The organism is Janthinobacterium sp. JF4 (assembly GCF_059617925.1).
In genome coordinates, this window is record NZ_JCAQAV010000016.1 from 60,392 (window position 1) to 81,209 (window position 20,818).

Below are 20,818 nucleotides of genomic sequence, written 5' to 3' on the forward strand. Positions count from 1 at the left end.
CTTCAGACGGATTTATTAAGCGGCGCCGCAATATTGTCGGTCTTGACAGTGCTGTTGGCTGCCACGGGGGCGCTGGCCGCCGGCAGCAGCTGGCGCAGGATGGCGTCGGCGATGCCGAAGGCGCGCTGGCCGGCCATCTTGTCGGCCACCAGGTTGTCGGCCATTTCCAGCATGTCGCTGTTGATGGGGTCCTTGAAGACGCTGTCCTCGCCCGCCATCTCGCGCGTGCCCGAACGCATCTGGCGCAGCATGTGCGAGATGAAGAACGCCTCGAACTTGACGGCCGCCTCGGTGGCCTTGGCCGCATAGCGGGGATCGGCCGGGGTGGCGGCTGCGGCAGTCTTGTCGTCTAGCGCCGAGGGCAGGGCGCTGCTGCTGTCGTTTACATTAAGCATCAAATCACCACCAGTTCACCTTCGATGGCCCCGGCCTGGTCGAGGGCTTGCAAAATTGCCATGATGTCATCGGGCGAAGCGCCCAGGCTGTTGACCACGTCGATGATCGATTGCAGCTTGGCGCCGGCCGGCCATTTGAACATATTGCCGTTGCCCTGGTCGACGGACACTTTTGATTGCGGCGTGACGGTGGTCTGGCCGCGGCCGAACGGCGCCGGCTGGCTGACGGCCGAGCTTTCGGAAATGACGACCTTGAGCGAGCCATGCGTGACGGCGGCCGCCTTCACGCGCAAGCCTTCGGCGATGACCACCGTGCCCGTGCGCGAATTGAAGACCACTTTCGGCGTGTCGACGCCGACATCGACGGAGAGCGCTTCGAGCTTGGCCATGAAAGCTACGCGCTGGGTCGGGTTTTCCGGCGCCAGCACTTCCACGCTGGTGGCGTCGCTGGTGGTGGCGACGGCGCCAAAGCGGCGGTTGACGGCTTCGACGATATTGATGGCCGTCTCGAAGTGCGGGTGGCGCAAATTCAGGGTGACGGTCGGCTTGGTCGAGAAATCGCTGAGGATTTCGCGCTCGATGTTGCCGCCGTTGGGAATGCGGCCCGAGGTGGGCGTGTTGACGGTGACGGACGAGCCGCTCTTGCCGGTGGCGTTGAGGCCGCCGACGACGACGTTGCCTTGCGCCAGCGCATACGTTTCATTGTCGGCCGCGCGCAATTGCGTCAGCAATAAAGTGCCGCCGCGCAAGCTTTTCGCATCGCCCAAGGACGACACGGTGACGTCGATGGCCTGGCCACGGCGGTATCCCGGAGGGAATACGGCGCTGACCATGACGGTGGCGACGTTCTTGCTTTTCGATTCGGCGCCGTCCGGCATCTTGACGCCGAACTGCTTGAGCATGTTGACCACGGACTGGCTGGAAAACTTCACCTGCGTGGTGTCGCCGCTGCCGTTCAGGCCCACGACGAGGCCGTAGCCGACCAGCGGGTTGTCGCGCACGCCCTCGATGCTGACCAGGTTGCGCAGTACTTGCGCGGCGCTGGCGGGCAGGGCAAAGCCGGACAGCGCGGCGAGCATGGCTGCCAGGGGCAGGGCGGAACGAAATTTCATGAGCTCACCTTAAAACGGCATCCATGGGCCGACGAAGAAGCGCGTCAGCCAGCCTGGTTTGTTGGCTTCGGCCAGGGTGCCCTGGCCGGAATAGGCGATCTGCGCATTGGCGATGCGCAACGATGACACCTGGTTGTTGGAATCGATATCGGCCGCGCGCAGGTAGCCGCGCAGGCGCACGAATTCCTCGCCCTGGTTCAGGGTCAGGGTTTTTTCGCCCTGCACGCGCAGCAAACCGTTCGGCAGCACTTCCTGCACGATCACCGTGATGGCGCCGGACAGCGCATTTTGCTGCGTGCTGGTCGAGTCGCCGGCGAAGTTGCGGTCGGCAGACAGGTCGATGCCCGTCTTGGGGAAAGTCTTGCCGAGGAGATTGGCCGCCTGCACGCCGACGGACGAACCCTTGTTGAACGAGGTGCCCGCCTTCTTGCTCGCCTGCGTGGTTTCCTGCAGGGCCACCGTGACGACGTCGCCGACGCGGAAGGCGCGGCTGTCGGAAGTCAGGGCCAGGCCCGCATCGGGATTGAAGACGCCGCCGGCCACGCCGCCGCGCGCGGCGCTGCGCGGCGCCACGGGCAGCGGCGTATCGGAAAAGCTGGGCGCCAGAGGGGCCACCGGCTGGCTGGCGCAACCGGCCGCCAGGACCAGCAGCAGGGCCGCTCCGGCTTTCAGTGCGGCCTTCATCAACGTGCCGCTTGCGCCAGGTATTGCAGCATATTGTCGGCGGCCGACAGCACCTTGGTATTCATTTCATAGGTGCGCTGGGCAGCGATCATGTCGACCATCTCTTCGACCACCTGCACGTTCGAGCCTTCCAGCGCGAACTGCTTCAGCTTGCCCAGGGCGCCTTCGCCGGGACGGCCTTCCGTCGGCGTGCCGCTCGATGCCGTTTCCTGGAACAGGTTTTCACCGAGCGCCAAGAGGCCCGTCGGGTTGACGAAGCTGGAGAGGTTCAGCTGGCCCAGTTCGGTGCCGGCGACATTGCCCGGCACGGTGGCCGTGACCATGCCGTTTTCGCCGATGGTGATCGCCGTGGCGTTGTTTGGCACGGTGATCTGCGGCACCAGGGGCAGGCCCTGGGCGTTGACCATCACGCCGTTTTCATTCAGGCTCAACTGGCCGGCGCGCGTGTAGGCCGCTTCGCCATTCGGGCGCAGCACTTGCAGGAAACCGTTGCCGGTGATGGCGACGTCGAATTCGCGGCTGGTCGTTTGCAGGCTGCCGGTGGTAAACACCTTTTGCGTGCCGACCATGTGCGTGCCGTTGCCCAGCTGCACGCCCGATGGCGAGAGGGTGTTGTCGGCGCGCTGCGTGCCCGGCTGCTGCTCGACCTGGTAAAACAGGTCTTCGAAGACGACGCGGTCGCGCTTGAAGCCGACCGTATTGACGTTGGCCAGGTTGTTCGCGATGGCTTGCAGTTTGGCATCTTGCGCCTGCACGCCGGTCTTGCTGATCCACATTGCTGGATTCATGGTTTACTCCTTGAATTCGTTTGTTTTTGTTGGGTGAAGAATGCTTGACAGAAGCGTAGCGAGCGGCCGCGAGTTGTGGTCGAGAAGCGCAACTGTGCTTGAGCACAGTGAGCATCGCAGGCCGCAAATCGCAACGCGCAGTAGCTTATGTCAGGCATTCTTAGGCGCCCAGCAGGCGGTTGCCTGATTCCGTCATGGAATCGCTGGCCTTGAAAATTTTCATCTGCATCTCGAAACTGCGGTTCAGGCTCATGGTGGCGACCATTTCCTCGACGGCAGAGACGTTGCTGCCTTCCAGGTGGCGGTCGCGGATGCGGACCGTCGGATCGGCTTGCAAGTCTTCGCCGCCGCGCGCCACGATCAGGCCCGCTTCGTTCTTGGTCAGCTCGCCCGCTTCGGCGTTGACCAGCTTGAGCTTGTCGACCGTCTGCATTTGCGCGGTGCCCGGCACCTGGATGGAAATCGTGCCATCGCCGCCGATCGACAGGCTGGTGTGCTCGGGAATCGTGATCGGACCACCTTCGCCCAGCACGGGCCGGCCGTTGATGGTCAGCGCGCCCGTTTCATCGAGGTCCATGGCGCCGGCGCGCGTGTAGGCTTCGCCGTTTTGCCATTGCACCGCGAGAAAGCCGGGGCCCGTGACGGCCACGTCGAGTTCGCGTCCCGTTTCCTTGATGGCGCCCGTACGCGTGCCGATGGCGCTCGACTGCGTCTGCGTCATGTGGCGGTCGTCGTAGCCATAGCCGTTTTGCAACGGCTGGGCAGTGGACACTTCCAGGTTGGCGCGAAAGCCGCCCGTCTCGATGTTGGCCAGGTTGTTGGCGTGTACCTGCTGGGCCCGCAGGGCACGGTCGGCCCCGCTCATGGCGGTATAAATCAGGGCATCCATTGCTCTTTACCTTTGCGTCTCGTGGATTACAGCGCTTGCATCAGCGATTGCAGCATGGCGTTCTCGGTCGAGATGACCTTCGAGTTGGCCTGGTAATTGCGCTGCGACGTCATCAAACCCACCAGTTCGGAGGTGATGTCGACGTTCGACTGTTCCAGCGAGCTCGTCACCAGTTTGCCGGCCATGCCGACGCCCGGGCGGTCATACATGGCGGTGCCGGACGTGGTCGAAGCAACCCAGCTGGTATCGTTGACGGCCGTCAAGGCGCCTTCGTCGGGGAAGGTCGCCAGGGCGATCACGCCGATGCTTTGCTTTTGGCCGTTCGTGTATTTCGCCACGACGGAGCCGTCATCGGCCAGTTCCACGCCCGTGTAGGTGCCCGAGGCATAGCCATCGGCGCGGTCGGTCGAGGTGGTCGCTTCGCCGGCGAACTGGGTGGTGCCCGTGTAGTCGATGGCGACCGACAGCGCCGCGGCGCCTGCCGGCGTGCCCAGCGCCAGCGTGACCGGCGCGGTCATCGTCAGTTTGCCGGAGGTGTCGAAGGTCATGCTCGTCACCGGGCCCAGATCGGCGTTGTCGAGGGTGTAGTGCACGTCCACGCCCGCTGCCGTCTTGACGAAGTACTGGCCCAGCGAGTGCTTGGCGCCCAGCGAATCGTAGACGATCGAAGACTTGGCGCTGTTGTAGCTCAGTTCGTTGGTCTTGTCGAAAGCCGGGGTTTTGATAGGCCATTCGGACGACATGTTGGCGGCATACGCCAGTTTGGTCGACGCCACGGCGGGAATCTGGCCCGTCGGAATCAGCATGTCGCCCATGGTGCCCAGCGTGGTGGTGCCTTTGACGGCGGCATAACCCTGTACCAGGCGGCCGTTCGCGTCGATCAGCTTGCCATCACTGCTGGCTGAAAAGATGCCGACGCGGCTGTAGCTCATGGTATTTTGCGCATCGCGCGAAACGAAGTAGCCGCGGCCATCGATGGCCGCGTCGAGCGCGCGGCCCGTGTTGAGCACGCCGCCATTGAGCGACATGCTTTGCGTCAGCGAGCCGATTTCCGTGCCAGTGGCGCGCGAACCGGCGTACATGGCCGAAAAGTTGGCGCGGCTGCTCTTGAAACCGTAGGTGCCGGCGTTGGCGATATTGTTACTGGTGCTGTTCAACTGTTGGTTGATGGACTGGATACCGGACAGGGCGATGTCGAAACTCATGTGGACTTCCTTTAGTGAAGGACGAGATTAGTGTGCAGGAAACGAAGGGCAGGGCGGATCAGGCCGTCTTACCGTTAAAGCCGGTGATCGCGCCAGGGTTGACTTCGCCCAGGTTCGACACGCTCAGTATCATGCTGCCGCCGGCCGACAGGCGCACGCTGTTGAGCTTGCCTGCGATGTCGACCGTCGGTTTTTCAGCGCCGCTGGTGCTGACCTTCATGCTGTAGGTACCGGCAGGCAAGCCCAGGGCCACGGGATCGATGGTAAACGGCACCGTGCCGGCCGCCTTGGCGCCCAGTTCGATCTTGTATTCCTTGTCGTCCAGCCCTTTCAGGGTGACGGTGGTCTTGGTGGTGCTGGCCGCCAGCGCGATGCTGCCGCTGACTTTGCTTTTGTCGAGCTGGACCGTTTCGCTGTTGACCATCACTTCGGAACCGACTTGCGCACCCAGGGCCAGCACCTGCATCGATTGCAGCACGCTGGCATTGGCGCTGGTCAGCGCGGACAGGTTTTGCATCGCTTCCGTCTGCGCCTGCTGCGTCAATTGATTGACGAACTGGCTCGGATCGGTCGGCGCGAGGGGATCCTGATTCTTGATCTGGGCAACCAGCAATTTGGTGAACATATCCTGGGTGGCATTGCTTTGCGACTTGACGGCATTGCTGCCGCTGTTGCTGCCGCTGGTGTTATTTGTAAAGAGATTGGTTTCCATGGATTATGCTTCACCTAATTTGAGGAGCGATTGCTGCATCGACTTGATGCGGCCCAGAACTTCGACATTGGTTTCAAACGCGCGCGAGGCCGACATCATGTCGGTCATTTCGGCCACCTGATTGACGTTGGGGTAGAACACCATGCCATCGGCATTGGCCATCGGGTGGCCCGGTTCGTACACCTTGCGCAGCGGCTCATCGCTTTGCACCACGTCGAGCACCTGCACTCTGCCACCGGCGCCGCTGGCGCCGGGGCCATCCATCACGGCCGCAAACACGGGTTTGCGCGCGCGGTAGGTTTCGCCTTCGGAGCCGGCGACGGAATCGGCATTGGCCAGGTTGCTGGCGATGGTATTGAGGCGCACGGTTTGCGCCGCCATCGCCGAACCGGCGATCTTGGAAATATCCTGGAAGCTCATGCTGATCCTTATTGTCCGGAAATGGCCTTGGACAGACCCTTCAGTTTCATGTTGACGAAAGTCAGGCTGGTCTGGAAGTCGGTGGCATTCTGCGAGAACGCCGCCTGTTCGACGCCGATTTCAACGGTGTTGCCGTCGCGGCTAGGGTGATAGGGGACGCGGTACAGGGCGCTGGCATCGTCATCGGTCGACAGCAGGCCCGCTTCGTTGTCCTGCAACTGCTGCAGGGCGCTGCCGAAATCCATGTCCATGGCCTGGAAGCCGGGCGTGTTTTCATTGGCGATGTTGGCGGCCAGTACGCGTGTACGGTCGGCACGCAGCGCGAGTGCATCGGCGTGCACGCCCAGCGCATCCTTGAAATTAATCCCCATGGTCATCCTTTGTGTTGAATTCGTTCGTGCTTTTTGCGGTTCGAGCCAGAAAATAGATGGTGCAGAGGTAAAATCCCAGCCTGGTCATGTTGACGCATGGTAAGGTCATGCCGCTTCAGTCTCTTTGATTAAGGTTAGCAATGATTCATCTCGACAGTATTACCGTGATCCGAAACAAGGCGCAGCGTCGTCACATACTGCTGCCAAGCCTATTTTTACTGACCAGCCTATATAGTAGTGCAGGACGCGCAGAATTGCCAGCCGACAATATATTTTCGCGTGTGGAACAATTAGCACGCGAGCAATTGGCACGGCAGGCAGCCTCGGCAGGATTGCTGGAACCGCAGTTTCAAGTCACCGTGGTAAAAAGCACGCGCCCCGTGCCGGCGTGCGCGGCGCCCGTCGCGCTGGAAGCGGCGGACAGCCGCTCGGCGCAGCGCATGCGCTTCGTCGCAGTGTGTCCTGGAAGCAACGGTTGGCGCTATGAAATGCTGGCGCGCGGCAGCATCACGGCCCAGGTGGCCGTCACCAGCGCCCCCGTCACGGCGAATACGCCGCTGCAGGCGGGCGACGTGACCCTGGCGCGGCGCGACGTGACGATGGTGCCCGACAGTATTTCTTCCTTGCCCGGCGCCGTCGGTTTGTCGAGCCGGCGCAGCCTGCGTGCCGGGGAAGTGTTGCGGCAGGGGCAACTGGCGTCGCCCGTGTTGATCAAGCGGGGCAGTGCGGTGAGTATCGTGGCGCGCAAGGAGCAGGTGGAGGTGAGCATGGCCGGTGAGGCGATGGATCCGGGCGCGCTGGGCCAGGTGATTCGCGTGCGCAACGCCACCAGCGGCACGGTGATACGTGCCACGGTGGTCGATGCGGGCGTGGTGGAACCGGCCGATATAGCCGGCCGTTAAGGGCAAGTCAGTCTGCGGCGGCCGTGCGCTGCAGACTCTTCGCCAGCTGCGTCAGCTTGGCGGCGTAGTTGGGATCGGTGGCATAGCCGCCGCGCGCCAGGCCTTGCGCGAAGGCACCCGCGTCGGCGCCCGTGTTCAGGGCGGCGCGGTAGCGCGGATTGTCGAGCAATACTTGCGCATAGTCGCGGAAGGCGCTGGCCTGGTCGGGGTAGCTGCGGAAACGCTCGGTTTTCTTCAGGGCCGTGCCGCTGCCCGCCTCGTATTCGGTGGTGACATTGCTGGCCACGTCACCCTGCCATTTGCCGCCGGCCTTGATGCCGAACAGATTATTCGTGTCCGCGCCCGTGCCCTGGCGCAGCGGACGCTGGCCCCAGCCCGATTCCAGCGCCGCGTGGGCGGCGACGATTTCCGGCGCCACGCCCAGGCGCGCGCCCGTCTCTTGCGTCCATGGCTTGATCGAGGCGAGAAATTGCTGCTGCGTTTCACCGATCTCGCCGCCCTGGTTGATGCTGCCCAGCACATTCACGGGCTGGCTCTGTTCCAGGTAGGCGCGGCCTTGCGGACTCAGGCTGGTGGCGTTGCCGCCGCCCTGTTCGATGAAGCGGGCCACTTCGCCCTGCACCTGCCGGAACACGCTGCTGAAGTTGCCGCCCGAACTGGTGGCGTCGGTGGCGCGCATATTGCTTTGCACGGCGGATGTGGCCGCCGTCGATGGCGTCGCCGCCGTGGCGCGGGTGGTCAGGAAATCAGCCTGGCGCATAGGTATCTTCCTCGCCATGCAGCACGCGCTGCATGATGCTGTACTGTTCTGTTAATAAATCGCTGTTGCGGACATTCAGGCGCTTGCATTCAAGCACCATCTGCTCGAGCGCGGCCCAGTCGCGCTCGGCGGTGGCGCGCGCTTCTTCTTGCATCAGTGCAAACAATTGCGGCATATCGCCTTGCGGGCCCAGCAGGGCAGTGACGAGGCTGACGCGCTGGCGGCGGCGCGCATCGAGCGGTTCGACGGCGGCGATGACCTGGTCGGCCAGCGCCGTCAGCCGTGCGCTCTGGTGGTGCAAGGTGGCCTGGAACTGCTCTTCCAGCAAGGTTTGCAGGGCGCCATAGCCAGCGAGGTCGTCCGTCATGCCTTGCAGCACGCGGCGCATGGCTTCCTGGCGCGTGATGCCCTTGCGCGGCGCGGTCACGATTCACCGCCGTGGAAGCGCTGGATCAAGCCTGCCAGTTTCGATGGATCGAACGGCAATTCGCCCTTGGCCAGCGCATCGCGCAGCATGGCCACGCGCTCGTGGTCGATTTCGGGCATGCCGCGCAGGGCGGCCATGGCCGGTTGCAGCACGGCCGATTGCAGTTCCGCCCCGGCTGACGAGCCTTGCATGACGCCAGTGGCGCCCGCGTTCTCGGCGATCGCCTCGGCCGGCGCGACGGCGCTGCTGCGCACGGCAGCGCCGGTATTGCCGGAGGAGATTTTCATACGTTGTCCCTTGCCCTTAATTTGCATGCTCATCGCGCTCTTTCTTTGCGGGCAGGCCCAGTTTCTCGCGCAGGCGTTGCAGCGTGCCCGCGTCCGGTTCGCCCACGTGCAGCTCGTCGCCTTGCGCCTTTTGCCCGGCCATGCCGAACATGGCGGCGATGCTGTCGGCCTGGCCACGCGTCAATATTAACAGTTCGATGCGCCGGTTGATGCCGGCGCTGGCATTTTTTACGTCCAGCGGCGCGCGGTCGGCCATGCCTACCACCTGCAACACGCTGTCCGGACTCATGCTGCCGATCAGCAACTGCGCGCGCGCCGACATGGCGCGGTTGGCCGACAGGGTCCAGTTGGAGAAGCCTTCATAGCCGGTATTGGCGTATTGCAAGGAATCCGTGTGGCCGACGATCAGCATCTGGTTCTCCATTTGCGCAAACACGGGCCCCATCTGGCGCAGCAGCTTGCGGAAACGGTCGGTCGGCACGGCGCTGCCGCGCACGAACATGCCTTGCTTGTCCGTATCGTGCAGCATGACGCGCAAGCCGTACGGCGTGATCACCGATTGCAGATTGCTCTTGAGTCCCGCTTCGTCGCTGAGCTTGTCGAGCGCGCGCGACAGCGACATCAAGTCTTCCGGCGACTGGTAGCTGACCTTGGTCTGATTTTGCGGCGCGGTGCCGGCCTTGCCGTCTTGCATCTGCTTGCCTTCCGTGCGCGTGTCGCCCGAGCCCTTGCGGGGCATGGGGAAGCGCTCGATCAGGCTGCCGCGCGGACCGCCGCTCGGTTCCGGCATGACGCCCTGGCCTTCGCCCTGGCGGCTGCTGGCCGACGCATCCATCATGATTTCCTTCATCGCCTGTTGCTCGCGCGCGGCCATCAGCCACAGCACGAGGAAGAGAGACAGCAGGGCCAGGCAAAAGTCGGCGAACGCGACTTTCCAGGCGCCGCCGTGGCCATCGTCGTCATGCTTGCGGCCGGCACGCTTGATGATGGCCTGTTCATGTTTCTCATGCGGCTTTAGCACGGCGGCCTCCCCGGCCTTGGCCTTGCTCTTGTTCGGCGCCGCCATCTTCCAGCGCATTGATCCAGCTTTCCAGCTGGGCAAAGCTCGGCTTGATGTTCAGCTGCACCAGGCGGCGGCCCGCATCGATGGCCAGCAGGGGCGGTTTGCCTGCCACGTGCGTGACCAGCACGACCTTCACGCATTCCATGGTCGAGCCTTCCTCGCCCACCAGCTGCTTCATCATGTTGCACATCGGATCGAGCACGCCGTAGCAAAAGAAGATGCCGATGAAGGTGCCGACCATGGCGGCGCCCACTTTTTCCGAAATTTCCGCCGCATCGGCGCCGTCGGCCACGGAATTCATGGCCATCACGATGCCCAGCACGGCGGCCAGGATACCGAAACCGGGCATGGCTTCGGCGATCTTGTGCAGCGACTTCGACGGTTGCAGCAATTCGTCGTGGATGGCTTCGAGTTCCTGCTCCAGCACGCCTTCGAGCTCATGCGCGTTGATCTTGCCCATCGCCATCAAACGGAAGTTGTCGACGATGAAGGCCAGCAGCTTCGGCTCTTCCAGCACCAGCGGATAGCGCTGGAACAGGGCGCTTTCGCGCGGGGCCTCGACGTGGGCGTCGAGCGCCTTCAGGCCGCCGGCGGCCGTTTGCAGCAGTTCATACATCAGCAGCAACAACTGGCGCTGGAATTCTGAGCCCTGCTTCTTGTGCGTGACGATCTTGCGCATCTGGTGCAGCATTTCCCCGAGTACATGCTTGGGGTTGCCCAGCACCAGGGCGCCGACGGCGGCGCCGATGATGATGATCAACTCGACCGGTTGCCAGATCGCGTGGACGGTGCCGCCCATCAGGGCGAAGCCTCCGAATACACACCCCATCACGATTAAGATACCGATAATTACCATGTCAACTGCCTTTCTGCGTCATTGTGCTGCGTCAATTTGATGGATAGTGCTTGATACTTATGCGTCTTGCAGCATGGCTTTCATCTTGCCCAGCGCCGTCTTGTTCAATTGGCAGACGCGGGCGTCGCTCAGGTCCAGTACGGCGGCGATTTCTTTATAGCTCAGTTCGAATTCGTAATACATCTGCACCACGCGCTGTTCGCGTTCGTCCAGCGTGCGCAGGGCCTGTTCCAGGCTGCGCCGCACCATCAATTGCTCTTCCGGGCTCGGTGCGCTGTCGGCTTGCCCCAGGCTTTCCTGCAGCACTTCGTCGAAACTGGCGATCAGCTCGGCGTTTTCCGCCAGCTGGTACTCCTGGAAGGCTTCCGGCGTCAGTTTCAGGGCCGCCATGATTTCCGCTTCCAGCGGTTCACGCCCCAGGCGCCGGGTCAGGGCGCGCACGCTGTCGCGCAGGCGGTGGCTTTCCTGGCGCACGGCGCGCGGGCGCCAGTCCTGGCGCCGCAGTTCATCGAGGATGGCGCCGCGGATGCGCAGGCTGGCATAGCTGCCGAAAGACTGGTCCGGCACGCCGTAGCGGCGCAGCGCTTCGAGCAAACCCATCAGGCCGATCTGTTCCATGTCGTCGCGGTCGATGGCGCCCGACACCTGCGAATTGAGCTGGCGCACGATGCGTTTCACCAAAGGGGAGTACGCCACCAGATGTTGTTGCTCTTCAGCAACGCTGAGCACGGCCGCGCAAGCACTGGCGGCGGCATATTCGCCGGCGCCATACGCTTCCTGGTATTGCTCTACATAGGCCAAGGGATCTCCCACTAGGTCGGCTGGCGTGTTGGCTTATTCAATGATCAGCTTGCCGACCATGACTTCGGTGAACGGTTTTTCCATCTGTTCGCGCTCATAGCTGACATTGAAGGACTTGTTGATCTGTTCGGCAAATTGCTCCACCGTCATGGTCTGCGCCTTGTCCATCGGAAAGCTCGACAGGGTGCTGACGGCGATCGAGCGCATCAGCGGCAAGTGGTCCTTGGTCAGCTTTTCCTTTTCCTCGGTGGTGGCGATCACCAGGTCGGCCGACAGGTAATGCGTTTCACCGTCGCCGGGGCCACGGCGCAGCATCACGATGACCTTGTCCAGGGTGATGAACTTGCGTGCCTTCTTGCCCGTGGCGGGCGGTGGCGGCGCTTTCGCTTCGGCGGCATCGGCATGGCCGGCAACCGGCTTGGCCAGGTACCACATGGCGCCGCCAGCCGCGCCGGCGGCCAGCACGGCCACGGCGATAAAGCCGGCGATCAGTTTCATTTTCGTATTCATCAGGCGCTCTCTCGCTCGTGCATGGCGTAAGTGGTACTGGCAGTGCTGCCGTCGGACAGGGCGCGGCCAGGTTCGGCATCGTCCTGCTGGCGGCCCGGTTGACGCTGGCCGCGCGCATCGCCTTCGGCAAATGCCTGGGCGGCGGGGCTGCGCGGGGTGGCGCTGATATTCACGGCCACCTCGGTGTACTGGCGCTGCGCCAGGTCGCTGCGCATGTTTTCGCCGATGCCTTGCAACTGGCGCAACACTTCCGAGTTCGACGCCGTGACGTTCACTTGCAGCGCGCCGGCCGTGTGGCGGATGGAAATTTCAATGCGGCCCAGCATGGGCGGGTCGAGGCGGATCGTTGCGTGTTCGCTGTTGCGGCCGATCTGCGTCTGCAGGCGTTCGCCCAGCGCTTCGCGCAGCGGTTCCTGCCATTGCTGGGCAGGGCCGTTGAGCTTGATGGTATCGCCGGACGGGGCCGCCGCCGTATTGCCGATGGCGCCCGTCAAGCCCAGGTTGGGCGTGGCTGGGGCCGGCGTCGCGGCGCCACGTTCGCCCTCGCGCGCGGCAGGGGCGGCGACGGTGGTTGCGGCAGCGGTTTGCGGCAGCAGCGCTTCGAACGGCTGTGCCGGCGCGCTGCCTTTGGCGGCCACCGCCGGGATGGCCGCTGCCAGCGGTTCGCGCGTATCGCGGCCTGCCGGCTGCGCCGTTCCCTGTGCAGTGAGGGTGATCGCCGCCGGATGCACGCTGATGTTGAGTGCCGGGTTGGCTTGCGCCAGATTCGCCTGCGCTGGTGTCTGTGCTTGCGCCTGGGCGGCGGCGCGTGCCTCGGCTGCGGCCGCGTCCGTTGGCGGCAGCATCGTCAGCGGCAAGCCGATGACGGGGGGGGCCATGGCTGGCAGGGCGCTGTCGGCCTGGCTGTCGCTGTCGCCATCCTTGGCGGGCGCGGGCGTGCCGGTTTCGGCCGGCTCCCCGCCTGTCACATCGAGCACCTGCGCAAACAGGGGCAGGGCGGAGGGCGCGGCACCGTTGTTGCCATAGCCTGGCGTGCCAGGCAAGGTGGCCGTTTGTGCCGGCGCGGGCGCCGAGGCTGGCGCCGGTGCCGCATTCGCCGTCGCTGCCGGAGCGGCCGGCGCCTTGTTGAAGTTCATGATCATGCTTGATACCCTTCAGAGTCGTATTCGCCGAGCGCGGCGTAGGCGACCCAACCTTCCTTATTTGCCTGTAATGCACCCAGGTGTTGACCCAGGCGTTCTTTTTCCTCAGAGCAAATTTTAACCGCTTGCGCGTGAATTTTGCGCAATTGCAACAATTCTGTTTGTTCCAGCGTATTCCATGCGCCACGCTCAGCCAGCAGCGGAATGTTTTTCGCCAGACTGGCCGAGAGTTTTTCCATCGCCTCCCAGTCCGCCTGCGCGACCGCCGCACTCAATTGCCGGCTCAGCTGCTGCAGCGCAGCGCGCCTAGGCATTGTTGGCCTGGACGCCCACCCAGCCGCGCTTGATGGTGGTCATCAAGGTGGTCACTTCATCGATCAGGGTCGGGTCGAGCTTGATGCCGGCCGTGTACAGGCGCGCCACGCAATAGTCGTACAGGCGCGCCAGGTTGACCACCACTTCGCCGCCATTGTCGAAATCGAGCGAACTCGACAGACCGTTGATGATCTGCGTGCATTTGTCCAGGCTGATGGCCTTTTGCTCGTAGCGTTTGCCCACGATATGCCCGCGCGCGCGCGCCAGTTCTTCCAGCAGGCCATCCGTCAGCACCAGTACCAGCTCGACCGGTGTGGCGCGGGCGGTCTGGGAATCCAGGTTGACGGCGTGGTAACTGCCGTAAGCTTCATTGTTCAACATTATTATCTTCTCGCTATGTTAACTGTGGCGGCGCGGCAGGCACGTCGCCTTAGGATTTATCGTTACTAAACATGGCATCGAACATGTCCGAATTCCGGGTCATTTGCTCCTGCAATACTTGCAGGCGGGAATATTGGTCCAGGAAACGGGTGTAAGCAGTGTTGTACTGGTTGGTCAGGCGCTCGGCGCTCTTGGCCAGGCTTTTCTGCAACTTGTCCGTCGCTGCCATGCGTTGGGTGATCTGGCCTTTGGTGACATTGCTCCACTGGCCCAGCACCTTGTCGAGGCCACCGAGCACGCCGGCAGGGGCCGACAGGCTGTTATTGCCGAACAGTTTGTCCAGGCCACCAGGATTGTCCGCCAGCTTGGCCGTCAGCTTGGCGGTATTGAGGCTGATGGTGCCGTCGCGCTGGGCGGTAATGCCATACGCCACCAGCGATACGCCATCGACGCTCAGGCGCAAGGCATCGCCCATGCTGGTGCGCAGGGCGTTCAGGCCCGAGTCGTGGGCAAAGATGCCGGCGGCGATATTCTTCTCGGGATTGCCGGGACTGGCCAGGCCATCCATCACGCTTTTCAGCTTGTTGTAGGCATCGACGAAGGCTTGCACATTGGCAATGGTGCCAGCGCTGTCGGTGCCGACGGTCACGGTCATCGGGCTCTCGCCTGCCGTCATGGCCTTGGTGAACGTCATTTTCACGTCGGGCACGTTGGTAAACGTATTCGATGCCTGGGTGATCTTGGTGCCAGAACCCTGGGCGCCCAGCCAGACGATGGCATCTTTGGGCGCCACGAGGTTTTTCATGTCGCTCTGCAGCGCTGTCTGCAGCGTCGGATCCGTCACGCTGCTGGTGTCGATCGAAACGGCATTGGCGACGCCGGTGAGATTCGACGTCAAAACCAGTTGCGCCTGGTTGCCGATATTGATGACGGAAGCCGTGACGCGCGCATTATTCTTGCTGTTGCCATTGATGGCGGCGGCGATTTCCTGCGGCGTCAAGTAGGCGTCGCCATCCTTGTTGGCGGCAGCCAGGTCGATGTCGAAGGCGTTGTCGGCGGTGACAGCGGCCAGCGGGTCGCCGATGCGGATGGTCATGTTGCCGCCGTTGGCGGGCGTGGTGCTGCTCAAGCCGCCATACGAAGTCTGGCTGGCCGTGGCCAGTTGTTCCACAAAGAACGCGTAGCTGCCCGGCGCCGCCTTGATGCCGGCCGTGGCCGTGCCATACGCGGTATTGCTGAAGGTGGCGGACTGGCTCAGCACGGACTTGCTGGACGTCATGCTCGTCATCGCCAGCTGGAATGCCGAGATGGCCGATTTCAGGTTGCTCAGCGCACTGGTGGTGTTGTTGGCAAGCGTGGTCTGATTCGCCAGGGCTGCCTTTTGCGCGGCCACCGATTTGGTAGCCAGCTGCTCTGCTGTGACGAGCGGATCGTATCGTGGTGCGGTAATTGCGTTTGCCATGCCAGACTCCTGAATAAAGGGATATACCGGTACAAGGCGACCCCCATTCCCGTTTCGTGAAGTTTTCCTGAAAGAAACTTACACAAACCTCATTTTACCTGCCCGCGGAACCAGAATTGCGTCGCCAGCTCGTCTTGCCGCTTGGCATCTACACGTTGTTGCTCATTCGCAACATGCTTTTGTTTTTGCGTCAGCACCTGGTCCAGCACTTCGCGCTTGGCCCAGGCCGTATTCAGCGCACGTTGCGACACGGCCATGTTGGCTTCGTGCAGGTGCAAGTCGGTACGGTGCTGGTCGGCCATCTGCATCACGGCCTGCTTGAAGTTGCCGCAGTTGACGGACAGGGCCAGGGGCAGGGCGCCGCTGGGGCCGCTATCCGTGTACAGGCCCGTCAGGCGTTCCAGGTTTTTCTGGTAGCGCTCGCGCACGGCCGTCTGCGCCGCCATTTCGCCTTGCAGGCGTTCCACTTCGGTGCTGCGCAGGCCGACCAGGGTGGTCAGGTTGCGGATGGTATGCGTGTCGCTCACGTATGCTCCTAGGCCATGATCTGTTCAAGTTGTTCGATGCACGGCCCCATCGGCGCCTCTTCCTTGGTGCCCTGGCACAGGAAGGCTTCGATGGGCGCGTGCAGCTGCACGGCGCGGTCGGTGATCGGGTCGGCGCCGGGCACGTAGGCGCCCAGCGGGATCAGGTCGCGCACGCGCGCGTGGCGCGCCATCGACGCTTTCAGCGCGCGCGCCGCCTGCATGTGGGTGGGCGTGATCACCTGCGCCATGCAGCGGCTGATCGAGGCGGCGATGTCGATGGCGGGGTAGTGGCCCCGCTCGGCCAGTTCGCGCGTGAGCACGATGTGGCCGTCGAGAATTGCGCGCGCCGTGTCGACCACCGGGTCTTGCTGGTCGTCGCCTTCGGCCAGCACCGTGTAGATGGCGCTCATGCTGCCTTCCGGGTGAGCGCCATTGCCGGCGCTCTCCACCAGTTGCGGCAAGTTCGAAAACACGGACGGCGGGTAGCCGCGCGTGGCCGGCGGCTCGCCCAGCGCCAGCGCCACTTCGCGCAAGGCCATGGCATAGCGCGTCAGCGAATCGACCAGCAGCAGCACATGCTTGCCCTGGTCGCGGTAATGCGCGGCGATCGAGTGGCACAGTTCGGTGGCCATGATGCGCATCAGGGGCGACTCATCGGCTGGCGCGATCACCAGCACGGCTTTCTTCAGCCCTTCGGCGCCCAGCGACTTTTCCACGAATTCGCGCACTTCGCGGCCCCGTTCGCCGATCAGGCCGACGACGACGACATCGGCCACCGTCTGGCGCGTGATCAGGCCCAGCAGCACACTCTTGCCCACGCCGGAGCCGGCCATCAGGCCCACGCGCTGGCCCTTGCCCAGGGTCAGCATGCTGTTAATCGCCCGCACGCCCACGTCCAGCGGCTCGATGACCGGTTGTTTCTTCAGGGGATTGATCTTCGGTGGCGTCACTTCCAGGATGTGTTCGCCACCGAGGCGGCCCAGGTCATCGATCGGCTCACCGAGGCCATTGACCATGCGACCCAGCCACGACGGGCCGATCTGCAGGCTGGCCTTGTCGGGCAGGGGCAGCACGCGCGCGCCCGTGGTCAGTCCTGTCGCCTTCTTGAACGGCATTAAATATGACAGTTTTTCGCGGAAGCCGACGACTTGCGCATCGAGCCACTCGCCGCTCACAGTTTCAATTTGACAACGCTGGCCCGTGTGCAGGCGGCAGCCGGCGCTTTCCAGCAGCAGGCCGGACGCGCCGACCAGGCGGCCGGTGGGTGTCGCGACCGGGATATCGCCGATCTCGAAGCTGCGCAGCGTGTCGGCGATCATGCAGGCGCGCCTTGATCCGCGTGTTCGGCGGCCAGCGCCAGGTGGCTGCTGACCTGTTCCATGCAGGCCGACAGGCGCTGATGGCAACCCGCGTCGACTTCATTGTCGCCCGCCTTGATGCGGCATTCGCCCGCGTCGAGGCGCGCGTCGGCGATCAGGTTCCAGCGCTTGGCGCGCTTCGGATCGAGTTCGCTGATGCGTTTCAATTCTTCCGGATTGAGGAAGACGTCGATTTCCTCGCGCGTGGGCGGCATCGAGGCCAGGGTCTCGTCGACAAGGGCCAGCAGTTGCACCGGCTGCAGCGCCAGTTCGGCGCGGATCACCTGGCGCGCCACCTTGGCGACCAGGTCGACCACTTCCTTGCGCTGGGCTTCGCGGTAATCGGCGCGCACTTTTTTCAGGTCGCGCAGGATGGCGTCGACGGGGCGCGCCAGGCGGTCCAGCGCCACCAGGGTTTCATTGCGGCCTTCTTCGCGGCCCTGCGCCATGCCATCGCTGCGCCCGGCATCGTAGCCGTCCTGCTGGCCTTGCACCAGGCCCACTTCGTAGCCGTCGCGCTGGCCCTGCTCGAAGCCTTCCGAGACGGACGCCTGCCACTGGCCGTCCGCATCCTCGTTGGAGACGCGCTGGCCGGCGGCGATGAATTGCGACAGGGGCGGGAAACGATACGAGCGGAAGTGTTTCATTCGATCACCGCTTCGGCAAACAGTTGCACTTCGATCTCGCCCGCGTCGGCGAGGCCCTTGACGGTGGCCATGATTTCCTGGCGCGTCTGTTCGATGCGCGACAGCGGCACGGGGCCGGAACGGCGCATCATGTCTTCGAAGCTTTGCGCCTGGCGGCGCGGCATGGTTTTCAGCACGGCGTCGCGGATCGACGCTTCCGCGCCCTTCAGGGCGATGGCCCACTGTTCCATCGGCACGTCTTCCAGGATGCGCGTGAGCGTGACATCGCTCTGCGTGGCCAGGATCAGGAAGTCGTACATGCTCAGTTCGATTTCCGAGACCACGTCCGGGTCGTGCGCGCGCAGCAGTTCGACCAGCGCGGCGCGGTTGCCCGGCATGCGGTTGAGAATCTCGGCAGCCTGGCGGATGCCTTCCACGCTGGTGCTTTGCGTGTCCAGCGTGCCCAGGCAGCGGCCCACCAGTTCGTCGAGCTCGACCAGCAGGTCGCGGTCGATCTCGTCCAGGCGCGCCAGGTTCAGCAAGACCAGGTCGCGGCCTTCGACGGGCAGGGCGTCGAGGATCTGGCCGGCCAGCGCGGGCGGCAGGAAGGCCAGGAACACGGCTTGCATCTGCACGTGCTCGTTGACGATGTATTCGGCCAGCCATTTCGGCGACGCCCACTGCAGGCGCGCCATCTTCGGACGGATGGCGTCGCCATAGATATTGTTCAGCACGCTATTCGCGATATCGCTGCCCAGCGCCATGTCCAGCGAGCGCTTCAGGTAGCTGCGCGAGGCGCCGTGCACGCCACTTTGCTGGCGGTAGTCGTCGAAGAAGGTCTGCATGGCCGTTTTCACGGATTCGACCTTGATGCCGCTCATGCGCGACATCACTTGCGTGACTTCCAGCAATTCTTCGCGCGACAGGCAGCGCAGCACGTTGGCGGCCTGTTCCTCGCCGATGCTCAGCAGCACGATGGCCGCCTGTTCCACGGGATTCAGGCTGACGCTTTCGTACTCTGCGCCGTCGGAGGGATTATTGTTGTTGAGTTCGGCCATTTTTCTGCATCCATTGTTTGACGACTTCGGCGACACGCTCGGGTTCTTTTTCAGCCAGCACTTTCAAGTGGTCGACCATCACGTCGACCGCCGAGCCAGGTGGCGGCAAGTCATAGTTTTCCAGCAGCGGCACGACCGGCATGTTGCCAGCGCTGGTCTCGCCTTCGAGCGCCAGCGGGCTGCCATTCACGCCCAGGGCCGGCGCGCCGGCAACGGCCGCGCCATTCGCGCCGGCGGCGGCGTTGCTGCCGCCCAGTGCCAGGGCGGGATCGAGCTGTTTCAGTGGTGGCGGCGCCAGGCGCGTGGTCAGCAGGCGCAGCAGCGGACGCAGGATCAGGAAGTAGCCGAGGATGGCGCCCAGCGCGTACAGCAGCCAGCTGCTGAAATCGACGACGGTGTCGCGTTCTTCCCACCACTGCGCCACGGGTGGCTTGGCCGGGAAGGTCAGCGCCGTCAGGCTCAGGCTGTCGCCGCGCTGGGCGTTGATGCCCAGGCCGCTGTTGAGCATTTTTTCAATATTGCCCAGTTCTGCAGGGGTCCAGCCGGTTTTCGGATTCGGTGCGGCGGCGCTGTTGAGGACCACGGCGACGCTGAGTTTTTCCAGGCGGCCACGGCTGCGCTTGATCTGCGTGATGCTGCGGTCGTAGGCGTACTGGCGCGTGGTGGCGTTCTTGCGGGCCGTGCCGTCGTCGGATGGCTTCGGCGCGCCATCGGCCGCTGCGGCGCCGCCGGCGTCGGCCGGTGCCGGCACGGCTGCCGCTGGCGGACGGTTCGACAGGCTGCCGGGAATGCCGGCCACGGTGCGGTTGCGTTCCTGCTCTTCGCGCATCGCTTCGCTCGTCACTTTCGGGGCTTCGCCATATTTCTCCAGCGTTTCATCCACGCGGTCGTTGTTCACGGCGGCCGTCACGCTGAGCTTGAAGTTGTCTTCGCCGATGACGGGGCCCAGCAAGCCCGTGACGTTGCGGCGGATTTCATCCTGGAAGCGTTTCGCGCCTTCATTGCCGGCGGCCGAGGCGTCGAAGCCGTCCGTCAGGTCGATGTGCGAGGACAGCAGATTGCCGCTCTGGTCGACCAGGCTCACGCGCGTGGGCGCCAGGCTGGCGACGCTGCCGGCCACCATGTTGATGACGGCGGCGATCTGTTCCTGCGCCAGGGTGCGGCCCGGTTTCAGCGCCACCACCACGGAAGCGGAGGATTTGTCGCCGTCGCTGGCGACAAATGACGTCGACTTGGCAATCGACAAATGGACGCGCGCCGAAGCGATCGCGTCCATCGTCATGATGCTTTGCGCCAGCTCGCCTTCCAGGCCGCGGCGGAAGCGCACGTCCTGCACGAATTGGGACACGCCCAGTGGGTCATTCTTGTCCATCAGCTCCAGGCCGGCCGGCAGCTGCGCCGTCACGCCTTTCGAGGCGAGCAGCATGCGCACCTTGCCCAGCATGGCGTCGGGCACCAATACCTGGCCGCTGTCCGGATGCAAACGGTAGGGGATGTGCTCGGCGTCCAGGGTTGCCATCATGTCCGTCACGGCCACTTTTTCGCGCGCGCCAAACACCGGCTTGTAGTTGGCCTGGTCACGCCAGGCATACAGGGTCACCATGGCGGTGATGCCGATGGCCAGCACGACGATGGGAACCAGGTTTTTCAGCAGGGCGGGCGGAATGGCGGGCTGGGCGCCAAGGCGCCAGCGCGCAAATGCGGACTTCATGGGGGTAATCACTTGGGGTAACTTTCGCTGGGAGGCTGGGCGTGGATCAGGACGTG

The 20,818-nt window shown here is 63.8% G+C and carries 26 protein-coding genes; 1 reads left to right on the top strand and 25 read right to left on the bottom strand.

Annotation, left to right across the window (positions count from 1 at the left end; all coding sequences use genetic code 11):
- Nucleotides 1-2: 2 nt before the first annotated feature.
- From AC54AF_RS14285 to flgB, 9 genes are all read right to left on the bottom strand, one after another.
- The gene (locus tag AC54AF_RS14285) at nucleotides 3-395 is read right to left on the bottom strand and encodes a rod-binding protein (RefSeq protein WP_496637057.1); all 393 of its coding nucleotides are present in this window, start codon (nucleotides 393-395) and stop codon (nucleotides 3-5) included.
- Nucleotides 395-1,507 (bottom strand): flagellar basal body P-ring protein FlgI, encoded by a 1,113-nt coding sequence (locus AC54AF_RS14290; RefSeq protein ID WP_034787825.1) that lies wholly within the window; start codon nucleotides 1,505-1,507, stop codon nucleotides 395-397. The genes AC54AF_RS14285 and AC54AF_RS14290 overlap by 1 nt, the downstream gene beginning before the upstream one ends.
- Before the next feature lie 9 nt (nucleotides 1,508-1,516).
- Complete coding sequence (gene flgH, locus AC54AF_RS14295) at nucleotides 1,517-2,191, bottom strand: flagellar basal body L-ring protein FlgH (protein ID WP_496637058.1); 675 nt, start codon at nucleotides 2,189-2,191, stop codon at nucleotides 1,517-1,519.
- Complete coding sequence (gene flgG / locus AC54AF_RS14300) at nucleotides 2,191-2,979, bottom strand: flagellar basal-body rod protein FlgG (protein ID WP_170846442.1); 789 nt, start codon at nucleotides 2,977-2,979, stop codon at nucleotides 2,191-2,193. Before flgG ends, flgH begins: the two co-directional genes overlap by 1 nt.
- A 160-nt stretch (nucleotides 2,980-3,139) precedes the next feature.
- Nucleotides 3,140-3,868: a flagellar basal body rod protein FlgF gene (locus AC54AF_RS14305; protein WP_131685916.1), complete on the bottom strand. Its 729-nt coding sequence runs from the start codon at nucleotides 3,866-3,868 to the stop codon at nucleotides 3,140-3,142.
- Nucleotides 3,869-3,894: 26 nt separating this feature from the next.
- Nucleotides 3,895-5,073: a flagellar hook protein FlgE gene (locus AC54AF_RS14310; RefSeq protein WP_496637059.1), complete on the bottom strand. Its 1,179-nt coding sequence runs from the start codon at nucleotides 5,071-5,073 to the stop codon at nucleotides 3,895-3,897.
- A gap of 58 nt (nucleotides 5,074-5,131) precedes the next feature.
- Entirely contained in the window at nucleotides 5,132-5,785 is a 654-nt protein-coding gene (locus AC54AF_RS14315) for a flagellar hook capping FlgD N-terminal domain-containing protein (RefSeq protein WP_496637060.1), read from the bottom strand.
- A 3-nt stretch (nucleotides 5,786-5,788) separates the two neighbouring features.
- A complete protein-coding gene (gene flgC, locus AC54AF_RS14320; protein ID WP_034757795.1) occupies nucleotides 5,789-6,205 on the bottom strand; it encodes a flagellar basal body rod protein FlgC in 417 nt (138 codons plus the stop codon).
- Between the two features lie 8 nt (nucleotides 6,206-6,213).
- Nucleotides 6,214-6,576 carry a flagellar basal body rod protein FlgB gene (gene flgB, locus AC54AF_RS14325; RefSeq protein ID WP_034758109.1) on the bottom strand — a complete coding sequence of 121 codons (363 nt, stop codon included), beginning with the start codon at nucleotides 6,574-6,576 and terminating at the stop codon, nucleotides 6,214-6,216.
- 281 nt (nucleotides 6,577-6,857) lie between these two features.
- On the opposite strand from flgB, the gene flgA reads away from it, so the two are divergent.
- Nucleotides 6,858-7,478, top strand: a complete 621-nt coding sequence (gene flgA / locus AC54AF_RS14330) for a flagellar basal body P-ring formation chaperone FlgA (RefSeq protein ID WP_496637061.1) — start codon at nucleotides 6,858-6,860, stop codon at nucleotides 7,476-7,478.
- Nucleotides 7,479-7,485: 7 nt separating this feature from the next.
- On the opposite strand, the gene AC54AF_RS14335 is transcribed toward flgA, so the two are convergent.
- The 16 genes from AC54AF_RS14335 to fliF form a co-directional block, all read right to left on the bottom strand.
- Nucleotides 7,486-8,238, bottom strand: a complete 753-nt coding sequence (locus AC54AF_RS14335; protein ID WP_496637062.1) for a glycoside hydrolase family 73 protein — start codon at nucleotides 8,236-8,238, stop codon at nucleotides 7,486-7,488.
- Nucleotides 8,225-8,665: a flagellar export chaperone FlgN gene (flgN, locus tag AC54AF_RS14340; protein WP_496637063.1), complete on the bottom strand. Its 441-nt coding sequence runs from the start codon at nucleotides 8,663-8,665 to the stop codon at nucleotides 8,225-8,227. Before flgN ends, AC54AF_RS14335 begins: the two co-directional genes overlap by 14 nt.
- Complete coding sequence (gene flgM / locus AC54AF_RS14345; RefSeq protein ID WP_496637064.1) at nucleotides 8,662-8,952, bottom strand: flagellar biosynthesis anti-sigma factor FlgM; 291 nt, start codon at nucleotides 8,950-8,952, stop codon at nucleotides 8,662-8,664. Before flgM ends, flgN begins: the two co-directional genes overlap by 4 nt.
- Nucleotides 8,953-8,968: 16 nt before the next feature.
- Complete coding sequence (locus AC54AF_RS14350) at nucleotides 8,969-10,030, bottom strand: flagellar motor protein MotB (protein ID WP_496637065.1); 1,062 nt, start codon at nucleotides 10,028-10,030, stop codon at nucleotides 8,969-8,971.
- A complete protein-coding gene (motA, locus tag AC54AF_RS14355; RefSeq protein WP_034757817.1) occupies nucleotides 9,957-10,871 on the bottom strand; it encodes a flagellar motor stator protein MotA in 915 nt (304 codons plus the stop codon). Before motA ends, AC54AF_RS14350 begins: the two co-directional genes overlap by 74 nt.
- Before the next feature lie 57 nt (nucleotides 10,872-10,928).
- Nucleotides 10,929-11,672, bottom strand: coding sequence for a FliA/WhiG family RNA polymerase sigma factor (locus AC54AF_RS14360; RefSeq protein WP_034787845.1), 744 nt, complete (start codon nucleotides 11,670-11,672; stop codon nucleotides 10,929-10,931).
- A gap of 33 nt (nucleotides 11,673-11,705) precedes the next feature.
- Nucleotides 11,706-12,182: a flagellar basal body-associated FliL family protein gene (locus AC54AF_RS14365; RefSeq protein ID WP_496637066.1), complete on the bottom strand. Its 477-nt coding sequence runs from the start codon at nucleotides 12,180-12,182 to the stop codon at nucleotides 11,706-11,708.
- A complete protein-coding gene (locus AC54AF_RS14370; protein ID WP_496637067.1) occupies nucleotides 12,182-13,324 on the bottom strand; it encodes a flagellar hook-length control protein FliK in 1,143 nt (380 codons plus the stop codon). Before AC54AF_RS14370 ends, AC54AF_RS14365 begins: the two co-directional genes overlap by 1 nt.
- On the bottom strand, nucleotides 13,321-13,563 hold the full coding sequence (locus AC54AF_RS14375) for a hypothetical protein (protein WP_496637068.1): 243 nt from the start codon (nucleotides 13,561-13,563) through the stop codon (nucleotides 13,321-13,323). Before AC54AF_RS14375 ends, AC54AF_RS14370 begins: the two co-directional genes overlap by 4 nt.
- A gap of 67 nt (nucleotides 13,564-13,630) precedes the next feature.
- Nucleotides 13,631-14,020, bottom strand: a complete 390-nt coding sequence (gene fliS / locus AC54AF_RS14380) for a flagellar export chaperone FliS (protein ID WP_034757830.1) — start codon at nucleotides 14,018-14,020, stop codon at nucleotides 13,631-13,633.
- A gap of 49 nt (nucleotides 14,021-14,069) precedes the next feature.
- Entirely contained in the window at nucleotides 14,070-15,482 is a 1,413-nt protein-coding gene (gene fliD / locus AC54AF_RS14385; RefSeq protein WP_496637069.1) for a flagellar filament capping protein FliD, read from the bottom strand.
- Nucleotides 15,483-15,571: 89 nt separating this feature from the next.
- The gene (locus AC54AF_RS14390; protein ID WP_496637070.1) at nucleotides 15,572-16,009 is read right to left on the bottom strand and encodes a flagellar export protein FliJ; all 438 of its coding nucleotides are present in this window, start codon (nucleotides 16,007-16,009) and stop codon (nucleotides 15,572-15,574) included.
- A gap of 8 nt (nucleotides 16,010-16,017) precedes the next feature.
- Complete coding sequence (fliI, locus tag AC54AF_RS14395; protein ID WP_496637071.1) at nucleotides 16,018-17,328, bottom strand: flagellar protein export ATPase FliI; 1,311 nt, start codon at nucleotides 17,326-17,328, stop codon at nucleotides 16,018-16,020.
- Nucleotides 17,325-18,014 carry a flagellar assembly protein FliH gene (fliH, locus tag AC54AF_RS14400; protein WP_131685930.1) on the bottom strand — a complete coding sequence of 230 codons (690 nt, stop codon included), beginning with the start codon at nucleotides 18,012-18,014 and terminating at the stop codon, nucleotides 17,325-17,327. Before fliH ends, fliI begins: the two co-directional genes overlap by 4 nt.
- Nucleotides 18,011-19,051: a FliG C-terminal domain-containing protein gene (locus AC54AF_RS14405; protein WP_131685931.1), complete on the bottom strand. Its 1,041-nt coding sequence runs from the start codon at nucleotides 19,049-19,051 to the stop codon at nucleotides 18,011-18,013. Before AC54AF_RS14405 ends, fliH begins: the two co-directional genes overlap by 4 nt.
- On the bottom strand, nucleotides 19,029-20,762 hold the full coding sequence (gene fliF, locus AC54AF_RS14410) for a flagellar basal-body MS-ring/collar protein FliF (protein ID WP_496637072.1): 1,734 nt from the start codon (nucleotides 20,760-20,762) through the stop codon (nucleotides 19,029-19,031). Before fliF ends, AC54AF_RS14405 begins: the two co-directional genes overlap by 23 nt.
- Nucleotides 20,763-20,818 lie beyond the last annotated feature (56 nt).